Genomic DNA, 17,514 nt, shown 5'->3' with positions numbered 1-17,514 from the left:
GCAATCAAGCCTCGTCTCATCGGGCCGGCACCGCCGACGATGCTAGCCGCCCGGCCGCCGGTCGCCACCTCGCGCGGGACAGCAGCAGCGACAGGGCCAGCAGCGCGGTGGCGGTCAGCGTGATGCTGGCGCCGGCCGCGATGTTCCAGCGCATCGACGCGTAGAGACCGCCGAGGCCGCTGGCCGCCCCGAACACCACGGCCAGGGCGGTGATGACGCCCAGCCGGGTGGACCAGGCGCGGGCCGCGGCGGCCGGGGCGACGATCAGCGCGAGGGCCAGGATGGTCCCGACCGCGGGAACGATCGTCACGACCACGACCTCGATGGTCAGCAGCAGCACGATGTCCCAGGCGCCGGTGGCGAAGCCGGCCGACTGCGCGCCGGCCCGGTCGAAACCGGTGAAGGTCAGCGGCCGGTGGCAGGCGAGCAGGACCACCGCGACGACCACCAGGACCGCACCCGTGATCATCAGGTCCGTGGGGCTGACCGTGAGGATCGAGCCGACCAGGAACGACGACAGGTCCCGGCTGAATCCGTTCTGGGTGGCCACCAGCCCGGCGCCGATCGCGAAGCCGGCGGAGAGCAGCACCCCGGTCGCGGAGGCGGCGTTCTGGCCCCGGCGGCGGCTGAGCGCGGCGACGCCGAGCGCGATGATCCCGCCGGCGACCGCCCCGCCGAGCAGGATGTTCACCCCGATGATCGAGGCGGCCACCACGCCGGGGAAGGTCGCGTGGGTCAGCGCCATCGTGAAGAACGACAGCCGCCGCAGCACCACCTGCACCCCGACGAGCCCGGCGAGCGCCCCAGTCAGCAGCACCTCGGCCGTCGCCCGGTGCAGCGCGTCATCCCACCAGTTCATGCGGCGACCTCCCGGTTGACGCTGGTCGGGTGCGGGTGCGGAACGGCAGAAGCGCCAGGTAGGCGAACACGAGGACCAACACGACCGCGGACGCCGAGGTGAGCGCGAAGCCGTAGTCCACCGAGGCGGTCCAACTGGCGAGCAGGCCGCCATAGCCGGCCAGCAGGATCAGGCCGGTGCCGATCGCGGCCATCACGAGCAGCCGGGAGGTGATCATCCGGGCGGCCGCGGCGGGCACGATGAGCAGCGCCACCACCAGGATCGTGCCGACCGCGCGGACGGCCGCCACGACCACCAGCGCGACCACCAGGTTGAGCCACAGGTCGAGGCCGACGATCCGGTAACCGGCCGCGGCCGCGCCGGCCGGGTCGAAGGCGCGGAAGATCATCGCGCGGGCGCCGATCAGCAGCAGGCCGAGGATGACGACCGCGAGCACGGCGGTCTCGGCCAGCTGCCGCGGCGTCACGGTCAGAAGGCGGCCGAAGAGAAAGGTCGTCAGATCGGAGGTGTACGACGATCGCCGCGACACCAGCGCAACGCCGATCGAGAACATCGCGGTGAGCACGACGGCCGTGGACGCGTCGTCGGAGAGCGCGCCACCCCGGGTGAGCAGGGTCAGCGCCACCGCGGTGACGACCGCCGCGACCAGCGCCCCGGCGAAGATCCCCTCGACGCCGCCGGCCAGGAAACCGACGACGACGCCGGGAAAGACGGTGTGGGTGAGCGCGTCGGAGACGAACGACAGCCGGCGGGCGAAGACGAACACGCTGACCGGGCCGCAGATCACCGCGAGCAGCGCGAGCTCGGCCAGCGCCCGGGCCAGGAAAGGGACGCCGAAGGGTTCGATCACAGTTCCACCAGGGCCGATCCGCCGTACGCCGCCCGCAGTTTCTCGGCCGTGAGGGTCTCGCCGGGCGGCCCGGCCGCCCATTGCCGGCCGTTGAGCAGGCAGACGATGTCGGCGAGCTCGCTCGCGACGGTGAGGTCGTGGGTGCTGAGCACCACCGCGACGCCGGCCGCGGACAAACTGCGCAAGACGGCGAGGATGGCTTCCTGGCTGACCGTGTCGACGCCGTTGAACGGCTCGTCGAGCAGCAGCAGCCGGGGCTCGGCGGCGATCGCCCGGGCGAGCAGCACCCGCTGGCGCTGCCCGCCGGAGAGGGTGCCGAAGTGTTTTCCGGCCCGGTCGGCCAGGCCGACCTGGTCGAGGGCGGCCCGCACGGCGCTCCGGTCGGCCGCCCGGGTCGGCCGCCACCAGCCGATCCGCCGGTAGCGGCCCATCAGCACCACCTGGGCGGCGGTGACCGGGAAGTCGGCGTCGAGCGAGTCGGTCTGCGGAACGTAACCGGTCATCGACCGGGCCTGGGCCGGCGGCCGGCCGAGCACGGCGGCCGTGCCGCCCAGCACCGGCACCAGGCCGAGCATCGACTTGATCAGGGTGGATTTGCCGGCGCCGTTCGGGCCGACCAGGGCGAGCCGCTGCCCGGCCGCCAGGGTGAGGTCGACGTGGGTGAGCACGGGCGTGCCGTGGTAGCCGGCGCTCACCCCGGCGTAGCTGAGGGCAGCGTCCATCTCAGCCGCCCAGCGCCGCGACGATGACCTGGGTGTTGTGCCGCTCGGCGCCGAGGTAGGTGCCCTGCTCGGTGCCGGCCGCGCCGAGGCTGTCGCCGTAGAGCGCGTCCTCGCCGCCGACGACCTTGACGCCGGCCTGTTTCGCGATGGCCTCCGCGGTCTTCGGCGGCAGCGAGCTCTCCGTGAAGATCGCCTTGGTGCCGGTCGCCCGGATCTTCGCGACCAGGTCGGTGAGCTGCTGCGCGGACAGCTCGGCCGAGGTGTCCATGCTCGGGATGACCGAGCCGACGAAGGTCAACCGGTAGCGGTCGACGTAGTAGCCGAACGCGTCGTGGTTGGTGACGAGCTTGCGCTGATCGGCCGGGACCTTCGCGTAGGCGGCCTCGTTGTCGGCGTCGAGCTTGTCGAGCTGGGCGGTGTAGCTGGTGAGGTTGGCCGCGTACACCTGGGTGTGTTGGGGGTCGGCGGCCGCCAGGCCCTTCTCGATGTTGCTGACCATGATCTTGGCGTTGCGGGGGTCGTGCCAGATGTGCGGATCGCCGTTCTTCATCTCCGCGTCGTCCGGGTCGCCCTTGCGCCGCTGCACGCCCTGGCTCGAGTCGACGACGGCGCCGCCGAAACCGGCCGACTGAATGGTCTGGTCGAGCCACGACTCCAGGCCGACGCCGTTCTTCACGACGAGCTTGGCCTGGCTGATGGCCTGGATGTCGGCGGGGGTCGGCTCGTATTCGTGCGGGTCCACATTGGGCTTGATGATCTGGGTGACGGTCACGTCGTCGCCGGCGATGTTGCGGACGAAGTCGGCGACCTCCGGCGTGGTGGCGACCACGGTGATCCAGGCGCCGGCGCTGCTGGCCGCGGCGTCGTTGCCGGCCGAGCCGCATCCGCCCAGCAGGGCGAGGAGAGCAGCGGCGGCGAGGGGGGTCTTCTTCACGAGAACCACTCCGTTTCTGAGGTACGCAGACGGTAATGGTTTTCATTTCTTATCGTCTAATGGCGAAATGACGATGAGTTGATACAGCCGCCCGGCGGGGACGGAACTTCGCGGACGGCCCGGCGGCACTTTCGCCCGGACGGCGGATGCGCTGTTACCCCTGAGTCGCAGGGTGCGAATGAGGCGGACATTGCGGCCTCGAAGGCAGAGTTACGACCGGTTTATCGCGATTCTTTATTTAAAAGAGGTTTGTCAGTAAATATCGGTCTTGTCAGGAAACTCTGCAACTTTTCGACGTTAGGCTGACATTCCCTCCGACAATTTGGGACATCAATGCGCAGAATTGTGGCACTCGGCGTGGCAGGAGTCGTGCTCTGCGGCAGCCTGTCCGGCTGCGGCAGCCTCAAGGAAATGACGAGCAGCAGCAAGCCGTTGATCGGCAGCTCGCCCAGCAGCAGCCCAAGCGCGTCACCCGCCCCCACGGCGACCACGTCGGCTGACACCGTCGTGGCCAAACTGCCGGTCCGGTCCAGTGGCCCGCTGGACACCGGCAGCGTCGTGCACCGCCTCAAGCAGGGCAACTTCACGGTCCAGCTCACCTACTGGACCACGGACAACGCCAAGCTCTACAGCGCCGGCACGGTCAAGACCATCAACGTCGCCGCCCACATCGAGGACGCCGACAGCACCCACCGCATGGCCGTCACCACCTTCCAGGTGACTCAGGACGACGGCACGAAGCGGGCAGTGGTCAGCACCGACAGCGGCAGGTTCGACGTCACTCCGCCGTACCCCTACAACACGGTGGTGACGCTCCCGGCAGCGACGGCGGGGGCGACTCAGCTGACTCTGAGCATCCGGCTGGACCTTCTCGCCGAGACCGCCCCGAAGTCGGACAGCTATTACCGCTCCACCGCTCTCGACACCCTGACCCTGCCGTTGCTAACGAATGGTGCCAACTGATGACCGACCTCAGCCCCGGCCTGCGCCGAGCTACCGACCGTCAGATTCTGCTGCCCCGCAGTTCCAAGGCCGGCCCGCTCGCACTGCCGCCGGCCGTCCCGCAGCTGCACGAGCTGGAGTCCATCGAGACGGTGGCCGGGGAGATCGCGGCCGCCGCCACCGTCACCGGCCCCCGGCACGCCACCATCAGCTGCATCATTCCCTGCTACAACGAGCAGGACACGATCGCTGACGTGATCAAGAGCATCCTCGCGCAGACCCGGATGCCCGACGTCATCCACGTCATCATCAACAACACCGACGACGACACCCCCGAGATCGCCCGTACGTTCGCCGGCAAGCACACCCGCACCATCAAGGGCGACGTGTTCGAGACCGTCGTCCACGTGCACGACATGGGCGTCAACCCGGACAAGAAGGTCGGCGCGCTCAACTACGGCTACTTCCTGTCCCGCGGCTTCGACTACGTCCTCGGCGTGGACGGCGACACCACCCTCGCCCGCGACACCGTCGAGCGCCTCGAGCTGGAGATGACCGACGACCCGCGGATCGGCGGGCTGAGCGCGATCTACAGCATCGACAAGGGCCGCATCAAGGGCGCGATGGCCCGGTTCCTGGTCGCCGGCCAGCGGGCGCAGTTCGCCGCGTTCAACATGGACAACCTGCTCCGCGGCCGCAACATGGCGGTGCTCGGCGGCCAGTGCAGCCTGTTCAACATGCGGGCGCTCGAGACCGTCATGATCCGCCACCACCAGCAGGCGCCGTGGGTCCGCGACAGCGAGGTCGAGGACAGCAAGCTGTCGCTGCAGATCAAGGACGCCGGCTACAGCACCAAGATCAGCGCCAGCGCCCGCGCGTTCGTCGGCCCGATGACGAACCTGCGCGCGCTGCACGGCCAGCAGGTCAAATGGAACTTCGGCGCCATCGACCTGTTCTGGCCCGGCCAGCGCGGCGACAACAAGGGTCAGCCGATGCACCCCAACCTGCGGCTGCGGTGGTACGAGAACATCTCGATGGCGTTCAACATCGCGTCGCGGCTCGGCTTCCTGCTGCTGCTGATGGCGGCGATCTCGATCCACGCCTTCGTGTTCAACCCGATCTGGCTGATCCCGCCGGCCGTCGCGATGCTGCTGAACTTCCGCCTCGCCCTGTCGATGAAGGACAAGAGCGCTTCCGACCTGCTGTACGCCGTTCTCGCCCTCCCGGCCGAGCTGTACATGTTCATCCGGATGGGCCACTTCGTCTCCGCGTGGGCGCAGTTCCTCGCCAAATCGGACCAGGACAACTGGGCCGCCCAGGCGAACGCCGAGAAGGGCAAGGGCTCGGCGTACGTCATGCCCCTGATCGTGCTGATCGCCATCCTGGGCGGCGGGATCTTCGCCTGGACCCAGCAGAGCGTGAGCGTGCAGTCGGCGATCCTGTCGCTGGGCTGGCCGATCCTCTACATCGCCACCATCGCCCAGACCGTCTTCATGCTGCGCAAGCTGGTCCGCCGCCACCGCGGGTTCCTGGTCTGACGCACCCCTGACGGCGCCTGCCGGACCGGTCGCCCCCGACCGGTTCGGCAGGCGCTTTTTTCGTGTCCCGCGATCGAGAGGATCATCGGAGGATGACGACGAGGATCGCGATGTGGTCCGGGCCGCGCAACATCTCGACCGCGATGATGCGCAGCTTCGGGGCCCGGGCCGACACGCTGGTGGTCGACGAGCCGCTCTACGCGCACTATCTGGACGTCACCGGCATCGACCACCCCGGCCGCGACGAGATCATCGCGTCGCAGTCGCCCCGGTGGCCGCAGGTGGCGGCGGAGCTGACCGGGCCGCTCCCCGGCGACCCGGCCGTTCACTACCAGAAGCACATGACCCACCACCTGCTGCCGGTGATCGGCCGGGAGTGGCTGGGCGCGCTCACCCACGCGTTCCTGATCCGCGACCCGGCGCACGTCGTCGCGTCCTACGCCCGGGTGCGCGGCGAACCCACCCTCGAAGATCTCGGTTACCCGCAACAGGCGGAGATCTTCCGGGCGTACGGCGGCCCGGTCGTCGACGCCGCCGACGTGCTCCGCGACCCGGCCGCCACGCTGCGCCGGCTCTGCGAAGCGCTCGGCATCGGCTTCGACCCGGCCATGCTCACCTGGGCGCCGGGCCCGCGGGCGACCGACGGCGTGTGGGCGCCGCACTGGTACGCCGCGGTCGAGGCGTCCACCGGCTTCGCGCCGTACGACCCGCGACCGGCCGAGGTCCCGGCCCGGTTGCGCCCGCTGGTCGAGGCGGCCCAGCCCTACTACGACGAGCTGGCCGCCCACCGCCTGGTCAGGGACGCAGGGTGACCGAGGCGCGGAACGAGCCGTCCATCTCGAACGGCACCGACTCGTGCTCGTGGGTGACCAGCCAGCGCCCGTCGATGCGGCGCAGCCCCAGCGTCACCCGGAACCAGAGCGTGAAGCCCTCGGTCGCGCCGCGCGGCGTGGCCGTCAGGGAGTCGAGGCTGGTCGCGAACGCCACGTCACCGTCCGTGGTGATCTCCAGCTGGGTCACCTCCCGGTGCGGCGGCGTCTGGAACGTCGCCATCCAGGCCGCAAGCGCCGCCGGGTCGCGTGCGTCGCCCGGCTGACGCAGCGGCGGGGCGAGGGTGTATTCGACGTACGTGTCGGCATAGTGCGAGAGGACGGCCTTGGCATCGCCGGTCTCCAGCAGCGCGGCCTTTCCCTCGATGACTTCCCGGATCTCGTTCATGGGAGTTCCACCTTTCTGTTCGCCGGAACGTCGAAGCCGGGCCGGCCGGTTTCGACATCCTTGCCGAGAGAAAGGGCACAACTCATGAAGTACGTCATCCTGATCCAGTCCAACCCGCAGTCCCTCGCCGTCTGGGAGACCCTGACCGACCAGCAGCGCATCGACTTCGGCCGCGGCCACCGGCAGCTCAGCGCCCAGATGCGCGAGGCCGGCGTGCTGGTGGCCGGCGAAGGGCTGGGCGATCCGGCGCTGGCCACCCAGGTCTCCGTCCGCGACGACAAGACGATCACCTCGGACGGCCCGTACGCCGAGGTCAAGGAGCATCTGGCCGGGTTCTACCTGATCGACGTGGCGGATCTCGACGAGGCGGTCGGCTGGGCCGCGAAGGCGCCGGACGCGGCCTACACCCGAGTCGAGGTGCGGCCGGTCCTGGACATGAGCGCATGGGACCTCTGACCGGCCTGCCGGAGCTGCTGCGCGAGCTGGCCCCGCAGGCCCTGGCCGCGGTGGTGCGCCGCTACGGCGATTTCGAGGCGTGCGAGGACGCGGTCCAGGAGGCGCTGCTGGCGGCCGCCCGGCAGTGGCCCGAGACCGGCGTCCCCGCGCAGCCGCGGAACTGGCTGATCACCGTCGCCGGCCGCCGCCGGGTGGAGTTGCTGCGCAACGAGACCGCCCGGCGGCGGCGCGAGGAGGCGGTGCAGCACGAGCCGGCGCCCGAGGTCCGCGGCGACGACGAGCTCGCCCTGCTGCTGCTCTGCTGTCATCCCGCGCTGACCGAGCCGGCCCAGGTCACCCTCACCCTCCGGGCGGTCGGCGGGCTCACCACCGCGGAGATCGCCCGCGCCTTGCTGCTGCCGGAGGCCACCGTCGGCCAGCGGATCAGCCGGGCCAAGCAGCGGATCCGCGACACCGGCACCCGGTTCGAGATGCCCGCGCAGCCTGAGCGGCTGACTGCGGTCCGCCACGTGCTCTATCTGATCTTCAACGAGGGCTACACGGCCAGCTCCGGCGACGCCCTGAACCGGGTGGAGCTGACCCGCGAGGCGATCCGGCTGACCCGGCAGCTGCACCGGCGGCTGCCGGCCGACGGCGAGGTGGCCGGGCTGCTGGCGTTGATGCTGCTCACCGACGCGCGCCGGCCCGCCCGCACCGGGCCGGGCGAGACGCTGATCCCGCTCGCCGAGCAGGTCCGCGGGTGTTGGGACGCGGCCGCGATCGCCGAGGGCGTGGCGATCCTCACGCACGCCCTGTCGACGGCCCCGATCGGGCCCCTTCAACTGCAGGCCGCGATCGCCGCGGTGCACGACGAGGCGGCGCGGCCCGAGGACACCGACTGGCCGCAGATCCAGCTTCTGTACGGGATGTTGCACGCGCTCGCGCCCAGCCCGATGGTCACGCTGAACCGGATCGTGGCCGGCGCCATGGTTGACGGCCCGGCGGCCGGCCTCGCCGCCCTCGACGCGCTGGCCGGCGACCCGGTGCTGGCCCGTCACCACCGGACCGCCGCGGTCCGCGCCCACCTGCTGGAGATGGCCGGCGACCCCGACGGGGCGCGGGCGCACTACCGGCAGGCGGCGCGGCTCACCCTCAGCCGCCCCGAGCAGGAGTACCTGGAGTCGCGGGCCGCGAGACTCTAGGGCTGCACGTCGAGGCGCACGCCGTTGGCCGCGGCGTACCCCTGGTAGAGCTTTGCCATCCGGGCCGTCAGCGGGCCGGTCTCGCCCGCGCCGATGGTCCGGCCGTCGATCACCGTGACGCCGGCGATCTCGCCCATCGTGCCGGTGCAGAACACCTCGTCGGCGTTGTACATCTCGGTCAGCGAGAGGTCCCGCACGACCGCCGGGAGGCCGGCCGCGGCGGCCAGCTCGAGGACCGTCTGCCGGGTGATCCCCTCCGGGCAGGCGGCGGTGTACGGGGTGGCCAGGCCGCCGCCGGAGACCGCGAACAGGTGGGTGGCGTTCGTCTCGGCGACGAATCCGCGCTGGTCGAGCATCAGCGCGTCGTCGGCGCCGGCGAAGTTCGCCTCGATCTTGGCGAGGATCGAGTTCAGCAGGTTCGCGTGGTGGATCTTCGGGTCGAGCACATCCGGGCCCGGGCGGCGCACGCTGGCGGTGGCCAGGCGCAGGCCGGTCGTGTCGTACACCGGGGGCTTGTGCTCGGCCAGCACGATCAGCGTCGGGCCGGAGCGGTTGAGGCGGGGGTCCATGCCACTGGTCACCTTCACCCCGCGGGTCAGGGTCAGCCGTACGTGCACACCGTCGTACATCCGATTCGCGCGCAGCGTGGCCGTGACCGCCTCGATGATCGCGTCGTCGCCGGGGATGTCCGCGAAGTCGAGCGCGGCCGCCGACCGGCGCAGCCGGGCAAGATGCTCGCGCAGGCCGTAGATCGCGCCGCGGTAGAGCCGCAGCCCTTCCCAGACCGCGTCGCCGCCCTGCACCACCGAGTCGAACGGGGAGAGGCCCGGCTGGTCACGGTGCAGCAGCGCCCCGTTGACCCAGTACTGGAGATCGGCGTTGCGCTCGTCGTATTTCTGCAGCATGCCGCCGAGATTAGTGCGGCGGCGGTGGCGGCGCGGTGGACAGGTCCGGGGGTTCGTCCGGCCAGATCAGCAGGACCCGGCAGGGCGCGTGGTCGATGACGAAGCGGGCGTGGTGGCCGAGGCTCTTCGGGCCGAGCCGGGTGTGGTCGCCGTCGCGGGCCAGCACGAGCAGGCCGGCGTCCGCGCAGGCGGCGATGACCTCGCGTTCGATGCGGCCCTGCCGGGCGAGCTGCTGCGACGGGCGGCCGAGGCGTTTCTGCGCCGCGTCGAGCAACGCCGACTGACCGTCGAGAAGCACCTGTTCGGCGTCGCCGGCCGGGCGCAACCCGCGGCCGAGAAGACCGGCGCGAGCGCCGCTGACCGCATGCACGGCGTTGGTGTCGAGCACGTGCAGCAGCGTGACGTCGGTGGCCGGCAGATCTCGGGCAGCGTCCACGGCGGAGTGCCAGGTGCCCTCGGTGACCCACACGATGACCTTCACGGCCCATCACTCTGCCGGTTCTTGGCCCGAAACGCCAGGATTAGGCCGGTCGGATGGCCACCTGCGGGCGACTGACCTGCGGCTTTACGGTCGGCATTCTGACCCGCATGTCTTCCTGCGTATCCGGTGCAGCCGGGGTTGGCCCTTGACGGGCATGATTTGGGTGATGACGGCCGCGCTCGGGGCGGCGGCCGCGTGGGGGATCTCCGACTTTCTCGCCGGGGTGCTCGGCCACCGTCTGCCGGTGCTCACGATCCTGTTCGGATCAGAGCTCGCGGCCATGGCGCTGGTCCTGCTCGCGCTGGCGGCGCGCGGCGAACTGCCGGCCTGGGACGCCCGGCTGTGGCTGGCGGTGGTGGCCGGGCTGGTCGGGCTGCCGGCGATGGGCCTGCTCTATCGGGCGATGCGGGACGGCACGCCGGCCGTGGTGGCGCCGGTCGCCGCGATCGGCGCGCTGGTCCCGGTCGGCTGGGGGCTGCTGCATGGCGAACGGCTCGGTCTCGCCACCGGCCTCGGCGTCGTGGCCGGGCTGGTCGGGGCGACGATGGCGAGTTGGCCGGTGCCGGGCGGCGAGCGCAACCGGCTGCGGCATTCGGCCAACCTGTGCGCCCTCGGGGCCGCCCTCGGCCTCGGCGTCTTCTTCGTGCTCCTGCACGAGGCCGGGCAGGCGGACCAGCTCGCGGCGCTGGCCGTCGCCCGCACCACCGAGGGCGTGATCGCGCTGTTCCTGGCGATGGCCCTGAACCGCTTCGACCGCCGGCTGATGGGCGCGTCGATCATCGTGGTCGGCGGGCTGGACGTGGCGGCCGACGCGGCGTTCATCGCGTCGGCCACGGCGGCTCTCGCCCCCGCGGCCGTCGTCGCGTCGCTCTATCCGGCGGTCACGCTGCTGCTCAACCGCTCGTTCCTGCGCGAGCGGCTGCACGCCGTACACCTGTGTGGGGTGTTTGCCGCTCTTGTTGCCGTTGCCTGTCTGGCCCGTTGACCTATGAATCGAAGGAGTAGCCCAGCATGTTGGCGGCCTTGAGGACCAGGCCGTCGCGGCCGCGGCGGTCGGCACGGGCGATCGCCCGCCGGACCAGCTGCACCGCCGGGTAGATCAGCGGCTCCGGGGGGATCGGCAGCGGGCGGCGGGTGGCCATCCGCAGCCGGGTCCGCGGGGTGTTCGCGCCGGCCAGCAGGTCGAGCATCACCGAGCCGGCGAACCGGGTGGCGGCGACGCCGAGGCCGGTGAAGCCGCTGGCGTACGCGACCTTGCCGCCCATCGCCGCCCCCTGGAACGCGGCCAACTGGGTGGACATGTCGATCATGCCGCCCCAGGCGTGGCTGAATCGGACGTCGCCGAGCTGCGGGAACGTACGCAGGAAGTGGTCGGCCAGCCGGGAGAACGTCTCCGGGCGCTGGTCGTAGTCGGGCCGGATGGCGCCGCCGCGGTGGTAGACCGCGTCGTAGCCGCCCCAGAGGATCCGGTTGTCGGCGGTCTTGCGGTAGTAGTGGAACTGCCGCGACGTGTCCGAGATGCCGAACGGGCGCTCCCAGCCGATCTCGTCGAGCTGTCCGGGCGTCAGCGGCTCGGTCATCAGGACGTAGTCGTAGACCGGCAGGGTGAGCTTGCGGTTGCGGCGCAGCAGCGACGGGAAGCCGTTGGTGGCCAGCGCCACCTGCCGGGCGCGGATGATGCCGTTGTCGGTGCGCGCGCAGACGATCGTGCCCTCGTCGGTGATTTCCGCCACCGGGGTGTGCTCGAAGATGCGCACGCCGAGCTTCTGGCAGGCCGCCTTGAGGCCCCAGGCCAGCTTGGCCGGGTGCACCAGGGCAATGCCGTCCTTCTTGAAGGTGCCGGCCCGATAGAGCGGGGAGCGGACCAGCTCGGTCAGCTCCTCGCGGTCGTAGAAGACGCCCTCGGCCGTGCGCAGCGCCGCGACCTGGTGTTCCTCGGTCGCGACGTTGAGCCCGCCGCCGTGCTGGTATTCCGCGTCGATGTCGTGCCGCAGCAGCGACTCGTGGAACTGGCGGAAGTTCTCCTCGGCCAGGCCGGACAGCACACCGAGGTCACCGGCGAAGTAGCGGCGGCCGTTCTCCGGCCCGTGGGTGAGGCTCGCCTCGACGAAGCCACCGTTGCGGCCGCTCGCCGCCCAGCCGATCTCGGCGCTCTCCACCAGCACGACGTCGCGCGCAGGGTCGGTCTCCTTGGCCTGCAGAGCGGTCCAGAGCCCGCAGTAGCCGCCGCCGATGACCAGCAGATCGGTCTCGGTCGTGCCGGTGAACCACGGCTGCGCCGCCGGCCGGCCCGGGTCCTCGAGCCAGAACGGGGTGCGCGCCGCCCCGGCGAGGGCGGCGTCGATGCGCTTCTGGTCGGTCCGGATGTCCAGGTCGTAGGCGGGCGTGGTGCTCATGGATCAAGAAGAACGCGAGCGCTATGCTTAAGTCAATGCGTTGACATAAGGAGTTGGTGAGATGGCGACCACCCGTGCGGCCGCCGGCCGGGTCCGGCGGCGGCCGACCCGCTCCGGCGTGGTCCTCGACCCCGACATGATCATCAATGCGGCGTTGCACCTGATCGAGGCGCCCGGCGGCAACGCGCTGACCGTGCGCCGGCTCGGGGTCGAGCTCGGCGCCGACCCGAGCGCCATCTATCGGTACTTCCGCAATCTCGACGCGCTGCTGATCGCGATCACCGACCGGCTGCTCGCCGAGACGCTCGACGGGTTCACCCCGGCGGCCTATTGGGCCGACTCGCTCCGGCTGCTCGCCGAAGGGATCTATCGCTCGACGCTGCGACACCCGCGGCTCGCCCTGCTGCGTGCGGTCCGGTTCACCGCCGGGCCGTACGAGTTGCGGGCCGCCGACATCGGCGTCGGGCTGCTCATGGAGGCGGGCTTCGGCGGCCCCGACGCGGTCCGGCATTACCGGGACCTGATCGAGGCCGCCTGGGCCCTGGCCGCCATCGACGCCAGCGAGATGACGCCCGAGCAGGAGCGGGACGAGGAGCGGGCGCTGGCCCGGGCGTACGCCACGTTGCCCGCGGATGATTACCCGCACCTCGCCGCCGTGCGCGCTGAGCTGCCGGCGATGAGCGAGCCGGCGTTCCCGGGCGTACTCGCCAAATTGATCGACGCCCTGGAGCGATTGCTGCCCCCTTACTCGCCGCCCAGTTGATCGCTGTGCTTCTCGAAGCCGATGTACAGACGGGCTGAGGCGTTCGCGCCGAGCGCGCCCAGCGTCTCCAGCTCGCGCAGCCGGAGCAGGGCCGGGTGCTGCGCGTACGCCTCGGCGCCCGCGGCCAGCCGGCGCAGCGCGTCGACCTCGGCGTCGGCCCGGATCCGCTTCGCCTCGGCGTCGGCCTCGGCGGCCATCCGGGTCGACTCGGCCTTCGACGTCGCCTCCAGCGCCTCCCGCTCGGCCCGGGTGCGGGCCTCGACCATCTGGGCCTCGGCCATCCGCTGCGCGGTGAGCACGCGGTTCATGATCTCCTGAAGGTTGCCCGGGAAGACCAGGTCCTTCACGTCGGCCCGGATGATCCGCACGCCGTACCCGGCGGAGACGCCCTCGACGTCGCGCAGAATGTCCTCGGAGAGCTGGTTCCGGTTGGTCAGAATGGCCTCGAGCGTCATCGACGCGAGCGACCGCCGGGCGGCGAGCTGCACGTCGCTGTAGATCCGGTCGCTGTAGTCGGCGACCTGCTCGAGCGCGGCCTCCGGGTCCACCACGCGGAAATGCGTGATGATGTTGACCCGAACCGCGACCTTGTCGGCGGTGAGAATCTCCTGACCCTTGATGTTCAGCTCACGCTCGCGCACATCGACCGGCACGATCTCGACGCGCGGCACCCGCTGCCCGGGAAAACGGCGCTTGGGCAGCTCATAGCGCCCCGGCTCGAGCACCCGGTCGAAGCGCCCGTCGGAATAGCGGAGCCCACGGAATCCACTGTGGATTATCATTTCGTTCTTGTTCATGTCTTACCTCTATGGGAATAGCTTGGAATGGCCCCGAAGCGGATCCGATTTGAAGGATCGGTCGCCGAGAAGGGCTACGGATCAGCGTGGTTTGATCGCCAATGCATCCGTGCGGAAGCGCGTTACTTCTGAAACCGCCGGGGCCGAGATCAGAATGACAAACCCCACCCGGCGACACAACGCATTAACCCAGCCCATGCCGTCAGCGGGGCGCGGCCCGCGCCATTGCCGGGGGTCTCGCGGTTGGACGGGTGCGGCCCCGGGTCTCGCGGTTAGCGGGGTGCGGCTTTCGGCATGATCCGGGTCTCGCCGGTGGCGGCCATGCCGTGCAGCATGCCGCTCGCCAGCGGAAGCAGCCGGGCCAGCGCGGGCCGGCCGTAGCGCCGGGCCAGCTCGGGGCCGAGGCGGGACATCAGCTTGGTGAGCGCCGGCAGCGGCCGGATGAAAAGCGTGATCTCGGCGATCAGGCCGTCATCGGCCAGGCGCAGCCGCTGGGCCTCGTGCAGCCGCAGCCCGTCGATGCTGCCCTCGTAGAACAGCGCGACATCAGGCCCTTGCCGGATCTCGTCGGTGTAGCGGATCGCATCGATCGCGGGCAGCGCCACCTCGAGCAGGACGCGCACCTGCTCCCGCCCGGCGAACTCGAACTGGTCGGTGATCGGCGAGATCAGCCGCACCTCCGGCGCCAGCGCGGTGACCGCCTGGGCGGCATCCCGATTCTCGCCGCCCGCGCGCCACCGGGCCACCGCGTCGTTCAGATCCATGCCCGGCAGTCTGCCAGCAGACAGCCAGTTCACGGCCGGGTCCAGCTGCCGCCGGCGTGCCCCCATCCCACTTCAGGGAAACCGGGGCCTTGTCCGCATCGCAGGACACCGGTTTCAAGGAAACCGGTGTGGGGGCGGATCGGTCGCGTGCATCACTTGGCTCGGTGCAGCAGGAGCCAGGCGTCGGCTGGGAAGAGTTTGCGGGCGATCGCCCAGGTCAGGCGGGAGTAATACGGGCGGGCCGCTGCCTCGTCGATGATGCGGGGGGCGTCGACCCGGTGGTCGGCGCCCCGCCAGCGGATGGTGCAGCCGTCGGCGGCCATGACGTTCCGGACCCAGTTCGTGGCCGCGCCCCAGGGCAGGTTGATCACGAAGTCGTCCGGGGTGACGATCACCGCGACCGGTACCGCCAGGCTGCGGCCGGTCTTGCGGCCCCGATGCTGCACGACGGCCCAGCCGGGAAACCAGCGCCGCCCGGCCATGACACGGGTGGCAGGCGCGGTGGCACGGGCGAAACGCCAGGAAGTGTTGTGCGGGGCGGTCGTCATGACTCGATCCTCCGCCCGGGCGCGATGCCCGCGCTTCCCGGCAATCCGTCAGGTGGTGTGGCGGTTTTCCGCTATCTCCCGCCACGCATAGGCGACCGCGTCCGTCCGGCCGCGTGCGCCGATCTTGCGGTAGAGGTTGGCCAGATGCCGCTCGACAGTGTGCACCGCGATGCCGAGTCGTCCGGCGATCTCGATGTTCGAGTCACCCGTCGCGAGCAGCTGCAAAACCTCGGTCTCCCGCGGCGTAAGCGATCTGGAGCCACCCGGCCCAGCGGTCGTAGCGCCGGGCGCGGTCGTCCCGCGGCCGGATGCGGTCGTCCCGTGGGCGCGCGCGGCTGTCCCACCGGCGGGCGCCATCGTTCCGTGGGCGGATGCAGTCGTTCCGTGGGCGGATGCGGTCGTTCCGTGGGCGGATGCGGTCGTTCCGTGGGCGGATGCGGTCGTTCCGTGGGCGGATGCGGTCGTTCCGTGGGCGGATGGGGCCGTTCCAACGTCGGGTGCAGCCGTCCCGCCGGCGGGTGCGGTCGTTCCGTGGGCGGGGGCGGGCGTTCCGCCGGTGGGGGTGGTGTCGGCTGAGCCGGTTACGAAGTCGGTGATCAGCTCGAGGTCGGTGGCTTGGTTCTCGATGAACAGGGTTGGCGTCGAGCCGGGCAGCTCGACGAACCGCGCCCCGGGCAGGCCGCCGGCCAGGCGCTGGGAAACCTCGACCGGGATCTGCCCGGCGCCTTGCCGATGCAGGACCAGGGTGGGCGCACGCACCTGCCCGAGCTCGCCGGTGACATCGACCCGCTCCGCCGCGTCGAACCACGCCCGGGCGAACGGCGCGGTGGTAGCGGTGCGGAACGACTCGGCGGTCCACCGGCCGGACGGCGCCTTGTCCCACCCGAGCCAGGCGGTCGCGGCCGCGTCGGCGAACAGACTCCAGTCCTGATCGACCAGCGACAGCAGAGCCTGCGTCTGAGCCGGCCGCATGGCGTCCCGCAGCCGAGGCGCCCCGCCGAACAGCACCAGCCGCTCGACCCGCTCCGGATGCCGGGCCGCGAAGGCGATCGCGGTCGGCACCGAGTGGTAGTACCCGAGCAGGGAAACCCGCTGCAGACCGGCGTCATCCAGCACCGCGACCAGATCCCGGAGGTGAGCCTCGACCCCGAGATCACGCATGTCGATCCGCCGGTCGGAGCTGCCGGTCCCGCGCCCGTCGTAGAGCGTGACCGTCATCCGCCGGGCCAGCGCTTCATACGCCGAACGCAGAGCCGGCACCCGCCACTGCGCGACGATGTTGCTCAGCGAGGGCAGCCACACCATCGAGGCCCCGGCCCCGAACTGCTGGTAGCCGATCGTCACGCCGTCACCGGTCCGGGCGTACCGCACCTCGGGAGCCTGATCCACCCGCCCAGTATCCGCCAGCCGCCATGTTCATGACCGGCACGGTGGCTTCGACGACGATGTCTGTCTGACCGGACGGCTGAGGCACCGGCCAAGTCCGCAACCGGCATCAGCACGGCGAAGCCGGGCGACCGCCACCACACCGTTGATATCTACTCCACCCACCGCAGCTGCCGCCGTGCTGGAGAGCTGGGCGAAGCGCTCGGCGAGTGGGACTACTACGACTGCGATCGGACCTTCGGCGGCTATGCCCTCCGGCCGCGCTCGAGACTGGTGCCGGCTTCGGCAACTGGCCGGTCAACGACTGGCACGGCCCGTGGGGTGACAACGGCAGCCACCACGGTGCCGGTGGCGGTTGGCTGCACGTCAGCTGCTTAGCGGTGCGGCCCATTCGGGGCGCTTCACCAGGCAGAACGGGTGGCCGGCCGGGTCGGCGAAGACGCCGTCGCCGGGCAGCTTGGTGGCTCCCAGCTCGAGCACCTGCGGCGTCGCGGCGGCGACGTCCTCGACCATGACGTCGAAGTGGATCTGCTGGGGGACGGCGCCGTCCGGCCAGGTCGGGGGCCGGTGGTCCGGCGCCAGTTGGAACGCCAGGCCGGAGGCCTGCGAGCTGGTCGACACCACCACCCAGTCGTCGCTGACGTAGGTGATCGGATGGCCGAGCAGCCGCGACCAGAAGCGCGCCAGCGCCATCGGGTCGGGACAGTCGAGCGCGACGTGGTGAAGGCGACCCAGCATGACCAATATGCTGCCAGTCCACCTTCCTGAGGAGAC

The 17,514-nt window shown here is 70.9% G+C and carries 20 protein-coding genes; 7 read left to right on the top strand and 13 right to left on the bottom strand.

The genetic code is table 11. The features are described 5' to 3' along the window. Positions 1-16 precede the first annotated feature (16 nt). The 4 genes from AB0E90_RS00185 to AB0E90_RS00170 are packed head-to-tail and all read right to left on the bottom strand — an operon-like array spanning position 17 to position 3,365. Positions 17-859: a metal ABC transporter permease gene (locus tag AB0E90_RS00185; RefSeq protein ID WP_360397300.1), complete on the bottom strand. Its 843-nt coding sequence runs from the start codon at positions 857-859 to the stop codon at positions 17-19. Beyond that, on the bottom strand, positions 843-1,709 hold the full coding sequence (locus tag AB0E90_RS00180) for a metal ABC transporter permease (RefSeq protein ID WP_360397298.1): 867 nt from the start codon (positions 1,707-1,709) through the stop codon (positions 843-845). The genes AB0E90_RS00185 and AB0E90_RS00180 overlap by 17 nt, the downstream gene beginning before the upstream one ends. Beyond that, complete coding sequence (locus tag AB0E90_RS00175) at positions 1,706-2,431, bottom strand: metal ABC transporter ATP-binding protein (protein ID WP_360397296.1); 726 nt, start codon at positions 2,429-2,431, stop codon at positions 1,706-1,708. The genes AB0E90_RS00180 and AB0E90_RS00175 overlap by 4 nt, the downstream gene beginning before the upstream one ends. 1 nt (position 2,432) lies before the next feature. Beyond that, on the bottom strand, positions 2,433-3,365 hold the full coding sequence (locus AB0E90_RS00170) for a metal ABC transporter substrate-binding protein (protein WP_360397294.1): 933 nt from the start codon (positions 3,363-3,365) through the stop codon (positions 2,433-2,435). Between the two features lie 333 nt (positions 3,366-3,698). On the opposite strand from AB0E90_RS00170, the gene AB0E90_RS00165 reads away from it, so the two are divergent. From AB0E90_RS00165 to AB0E90_RS00155, 3 genes are all read left to right on the top strand, one after another. Next, positions 3,699-4,328 (top strand): hypothetical protein, encoded by a 630-nt coding sequence (locus AB0E90_RS00165; protein ID WP_360397292.1) that lies wholly within the window; start codon positions 3,699-3,701, stop codon positions 4,326-4,328. Continuing rightward, positions 4,328-5,845 (top strand): glycosyltransferase family 2 protein, encoded by a 1,518-nt coding sequence (locus AB0E90_RS00160; RefSeq protein WP_360397290.1) that lies wholly within the window; start codon positions 4,328-4,330, stop codon positions 5,843-5,845. The genes AB0E90_RS00165 and AB0E90_RS00160 overlap by 1 nt, the downstream gene beginning before the upstream one ends. Positions 5,846-5,937: 92 nt before the next feature. Continuing rightward, entirely contained in the window at positions 5,938-6,657 is a 720-nt protein-coding gene (locus tag AB0E90_RS00155; RefSeq protein ID WP_360397288.1) for an HAD family hydrolase, read from the top strand. On the opposite strand, the gene AB0E90_RS00150 is transcribed toward AB0E90_RS00155, so the two are convergent. Next, the gene (locus AB0E90_RS00150; protein WP_360397286.1) at positions 6,641-7,063 is read right to left on the bottom strand and encodes a nuclear transport factor 2 family protein; all 423 of its coding nucleotides are present in this window, start codon (positions 7,061-7,063) and stop codon (positions 6,641-6,643) included. The genes AB0E90_RS00155 and AB0E90_RS00150 overlap by 17 nt on opposite strands. 84 nt (positions 7,064-7,147) lie before the next feature. On the opposite strand from AB0E90_RS00150, the gene AB0E90_RS00145 reads away from it, so the two are divergent. Both AB0E90_RS00145 and AB0E90_RS00140 read left to right on the top strand, forming a co-directional pair. Then, the gene (locus AB0E90_RS00145; protein ID WP_360397284.1) at positions 7,148-7,519 is read left to right on the top strand and encodes a YciI family protein; all 372 of its coding nucleotides are present in this window, start codon (positions 7,148-7,150) and stop codon (positions 7,517-7,519) included. Beyond that, on the top strand, positions 7,507-8,700 hold the full coding sequence (locus AB0E90_RS00140) for a sigma-70 family RNA polymerase sigma factor (protein ID WP_360397282.1): 1,194 nt from the start codon (positions 7,507-7,509) through the stop codon (positions 8,698-8,700). Before AB0E90_RS00145 ends, AB0E90_RS00140 begins: the two co-directional genes overlap by 13 nt. Here AB0E90_RS00140 and AB0E90_RS00135 read toward each other — a convergent pair. Then, positions 8,697-9,605, bottom strand: a complete 909-nt coding sequence (locus AB0E90_RS00135; RefSeq protein WP_360397280.1) for an aminotransferase class IV — start codon at positions 9,603-9,605, stop codon at positions 8,697-8,699. The genes AB0E90_RS00140 and AB0E90_RS00135 overlap by 4 nt on opposite strands. Before the next feature lie 10 nt (positions 9,606-9,615). Beyond that, positions 9,616-10,086 carry a universal stress protein gene (locus AB0E90_RS00130; protein ID WP_360397278.1) on the bottom strand — a complete coding sequence of 157 codons (471 nt, stop codon included), beginning with the start codon at positions 10,084-10,086 and terminating at the stop codon, positions 9,616-9,618. Between the two features lie 166 nt (positions 10,087-10,252). On the opposite strand from AB0E90_RS00130, the gene AB0E90_RS00125 reads away from it, so the two are divergent. After that, positions 10,253-11,071 carry an EamA family transporter gene (locus tag AB0E90_RS00125; RefSeq protein WP_360397276.1) on the top strand — a complete coding sequence of 273 codons (819 nt, stop codon included), beginning with the start codon at positions 10,253-10,255 and terminating at the stop codon, positions 11,069-11,071. 1 nt (position 11,072) lies between these two features. Here the strand turns inward: AB0E90_RS00125 and AB0E90_RS00120 are convergent, their stop codons facing one another. Continuing rightward, a complete protein-coding gene (locus AB0E90_RS00120; protein WP_360397274.1) occupies positions 11,073-12,482 on the bottom strand; it encodes an FAD-binding oxidoreductase in 1,410 nt (469 codons plus the stop codon). Between the two features lie 61 nt (positions 12,483-12,543). On the opposite strand from AB0E90_RS00120, the gene AB0E90_RS00115 reads away from it, so the two are divergent. Further along, a complete protein-coding gene (locus tag AB0E90_RS00115; RefSeq protein ID WP_360397272.1) occupies positions 12,544-13,245 on the top strand; it encodes a TetR/AcrR family transcriptional regulator C-terminal domain-containing protein in 702 nt (233 codons plus the stop codon). Here AB0E90_RS00115 and AB0E90_RS00110 read toward each other — a convergent pair. The 5 genes from AB0E90_RS00110 to AB0E90_RS00090 form a co-directional block, all read right to left on the bottom strand. Then, the gene (locus tag AB0E90_RS00110) at positions 13,227-14,042 is read right to left on the bottom strand and encodes an SPFH domain-containing protein (protein ID WP_360397270.1); all 816 of its coding nucleotides are present in this window, start codon (positions 14,040-14,042) and stop codon (positions 13,227-13,229) included. The two genes, AB0E90_RS00115 and AB0E90_RS00110, sit on opposite strands and share 19 nt — an antisense overlap. Positions 14,043-14,314: 272 nt before the next feature. After that, positions 14,315-14,806, bottom strand: a complete 492-nt coding sequence (locus AB0E90_RS00105; RefSeq protein WP_360397268.1) for a hypothetical protein — start codon at positions 14,804-14,806, stop codon at positions 14,315-14,317. Positions 14,807-14,958: 152 nt separating this feature from the next. Continuing rightward, positions 14,959-15,354 (bottom strand): nitroreductase/quinone reductase family protein, encoded by a 396-nt coding sequence (locus AB0E90_RS00100; protein ID WP_360397266.1) that lies wholly within the window; start codon positions 15,352-15,354, stop codon positions 14,959-14,961. 48 nt (positions 15,355-15,402) lie between these two features. Further along, positions 15,403-16,743 (bottom strand): alpha/beta fold hydrolase, encoded by a 1,341-nt coding sequence (locus AB0E90_RS00095; RefSeq protein ID WP_360397264.1) that lies wholly within the window; start codon positions 16,741-16,743, stop codon positions 15,403-15,405. Positions 16,744-17,106: 363 nt separating this feature from the next. Further along, on the bottom strand, positions 17,107-17,478 hold the full coding sequence (locus tag AB0E90_RS00090; RefSeq protein WP_360397262.1) for a VOC family protein: 372 nt from the start codon (positions 17,476-17,478) through the stop codon (positions 17,107-17,109). Between the last annotated feature and the right edge of the window lie 36 nt (positions 17,479-17,514).

This window comes from Actinoplanes sp. NPDC026619, from assembly GCF_040638295.1.
Classification (GTDB): Bacteria; Actinomycetota; Actinomycetes; order Mycobacteriales; family Micromonosporaceae; genus Actinoplanes.
This window is presented reverse-complemented; position numbering and strand designations above follow the sequence as displayed.

Bases quoted from the DNA above. Each gene is read 5' to 3' on its own strand.
- AB0E90_RS00185 (WP_360397300.1), bottom strand. From the start codon at position 859: ATGAACTGGTGGGATGACGCGCTGCACCGGGCGACGGCCGAGGTGCTG.
- AB0E90_RS00175 (WP_360397296.1), bottom strand. From the start codon at position 2,431: ATGGACGCTGCCCTCAGCTACGCCGGGGTGAGCGCCGGCTACCACGGC.
- AB0E90_RS00165 (WP_360397292.1), top strand. From the start codon at position 3,699: ATGCGCAGAATTGTGGCACTCGGCGTGGCAGGAGTCGTGCTCTGCGGC.
- AB0E90_RS00160 (WP_360397290.1), top strand. From the start codon at position 4,328: ATGACCGACCTCAGCCCCGGCCTGCGCCGAGCTACCGACCGTCAGATT.
- AB0E90_RS00155 (WP_360397288.1), top strand. From the start codon at position 5,938: ATGACGACGAGGATCGCGATGTGGTCCGGGCCGCGCAACATCTCGACC.
- AB0E90_RS00150 (WP_360397286.1), bottom strand. From the start codon at position 7,063: ATGAACGAGATCCGGGAAGTCATCGAGGGAAAGGCCGCGCTGCTGGAG.
- AB0E90_RS00145 (WP_360397284.1), top strand. From the start codon at position 7,148: ATGAAGTACGTCATCCTGATCCAGTCCAACCCGCAGTCCCTCGCCGTC.
- AB0E90_RS00140 (WP_360397282.1), top strand. From the start codon at position 7,507: ATGGGACCTCTGACCGGCCTGCCGGAGCTGCTGCGCGAGCTGGCCCCG.
- AB0E90_RS00135 (WP_360397280.1), bottom strand. From the start codon at position 9,605: ATGCTGCAGAAATACGACGAGCGCAACGCCGATCTCCAGTACTGGGTC.
- AB0E90_RS00125 (WP_360397276.1), top strand. From the start codon at position 10,253: ATGACGGCCGCGCTCGGGGCGGCGGCCGCGTGGGGGATCTCCGACTTT.
- AB0E90_RS00120 (WP_360397274.1), bottom strand. From the start codon at position 12,482: ATGAGCACCACGCCCGCCTACGACCTGGACATCCGGACCGACCAGAAG.
- AB0E90_RS00115 (WP_360397272.1), top strand. From the start codon at position 12,544: ATGGCGACCACCCGTGCGGCCGCCGGCCGGGTCCGGCGGCGGCCGACC.
- AB0E90_RS00110 (WP_360397270.1), bottom strand. From the start codon at position 14,042: ATGAACAAGAACGAAATGATAATCCACAGTGGATTCCGTGGGCTCCGC.
- AB0E90_RS00105 (WP_360397268.1), bottom strand. From the start codon at position 14,806: ATGGATCTGAACGACGCGGTGGCCCGGTGGCGCGCGGGCGGCGAGAAT.
- AB0E90_RS00100 (WP_360397266.1), bottom strand. From the start codon at position 15,354: ATGACGACCGCCCCGCACAACACTTCCTGGCGTTTCGCCCGTGCCACC.
- AB0E90_RS00090 (WP_360397262.1), bottom strand. From the start codon at position 17,478: ATGCTGGGTCGCCTTCACCACGTCGCGCTCGACTGTCCCGACCCGATG.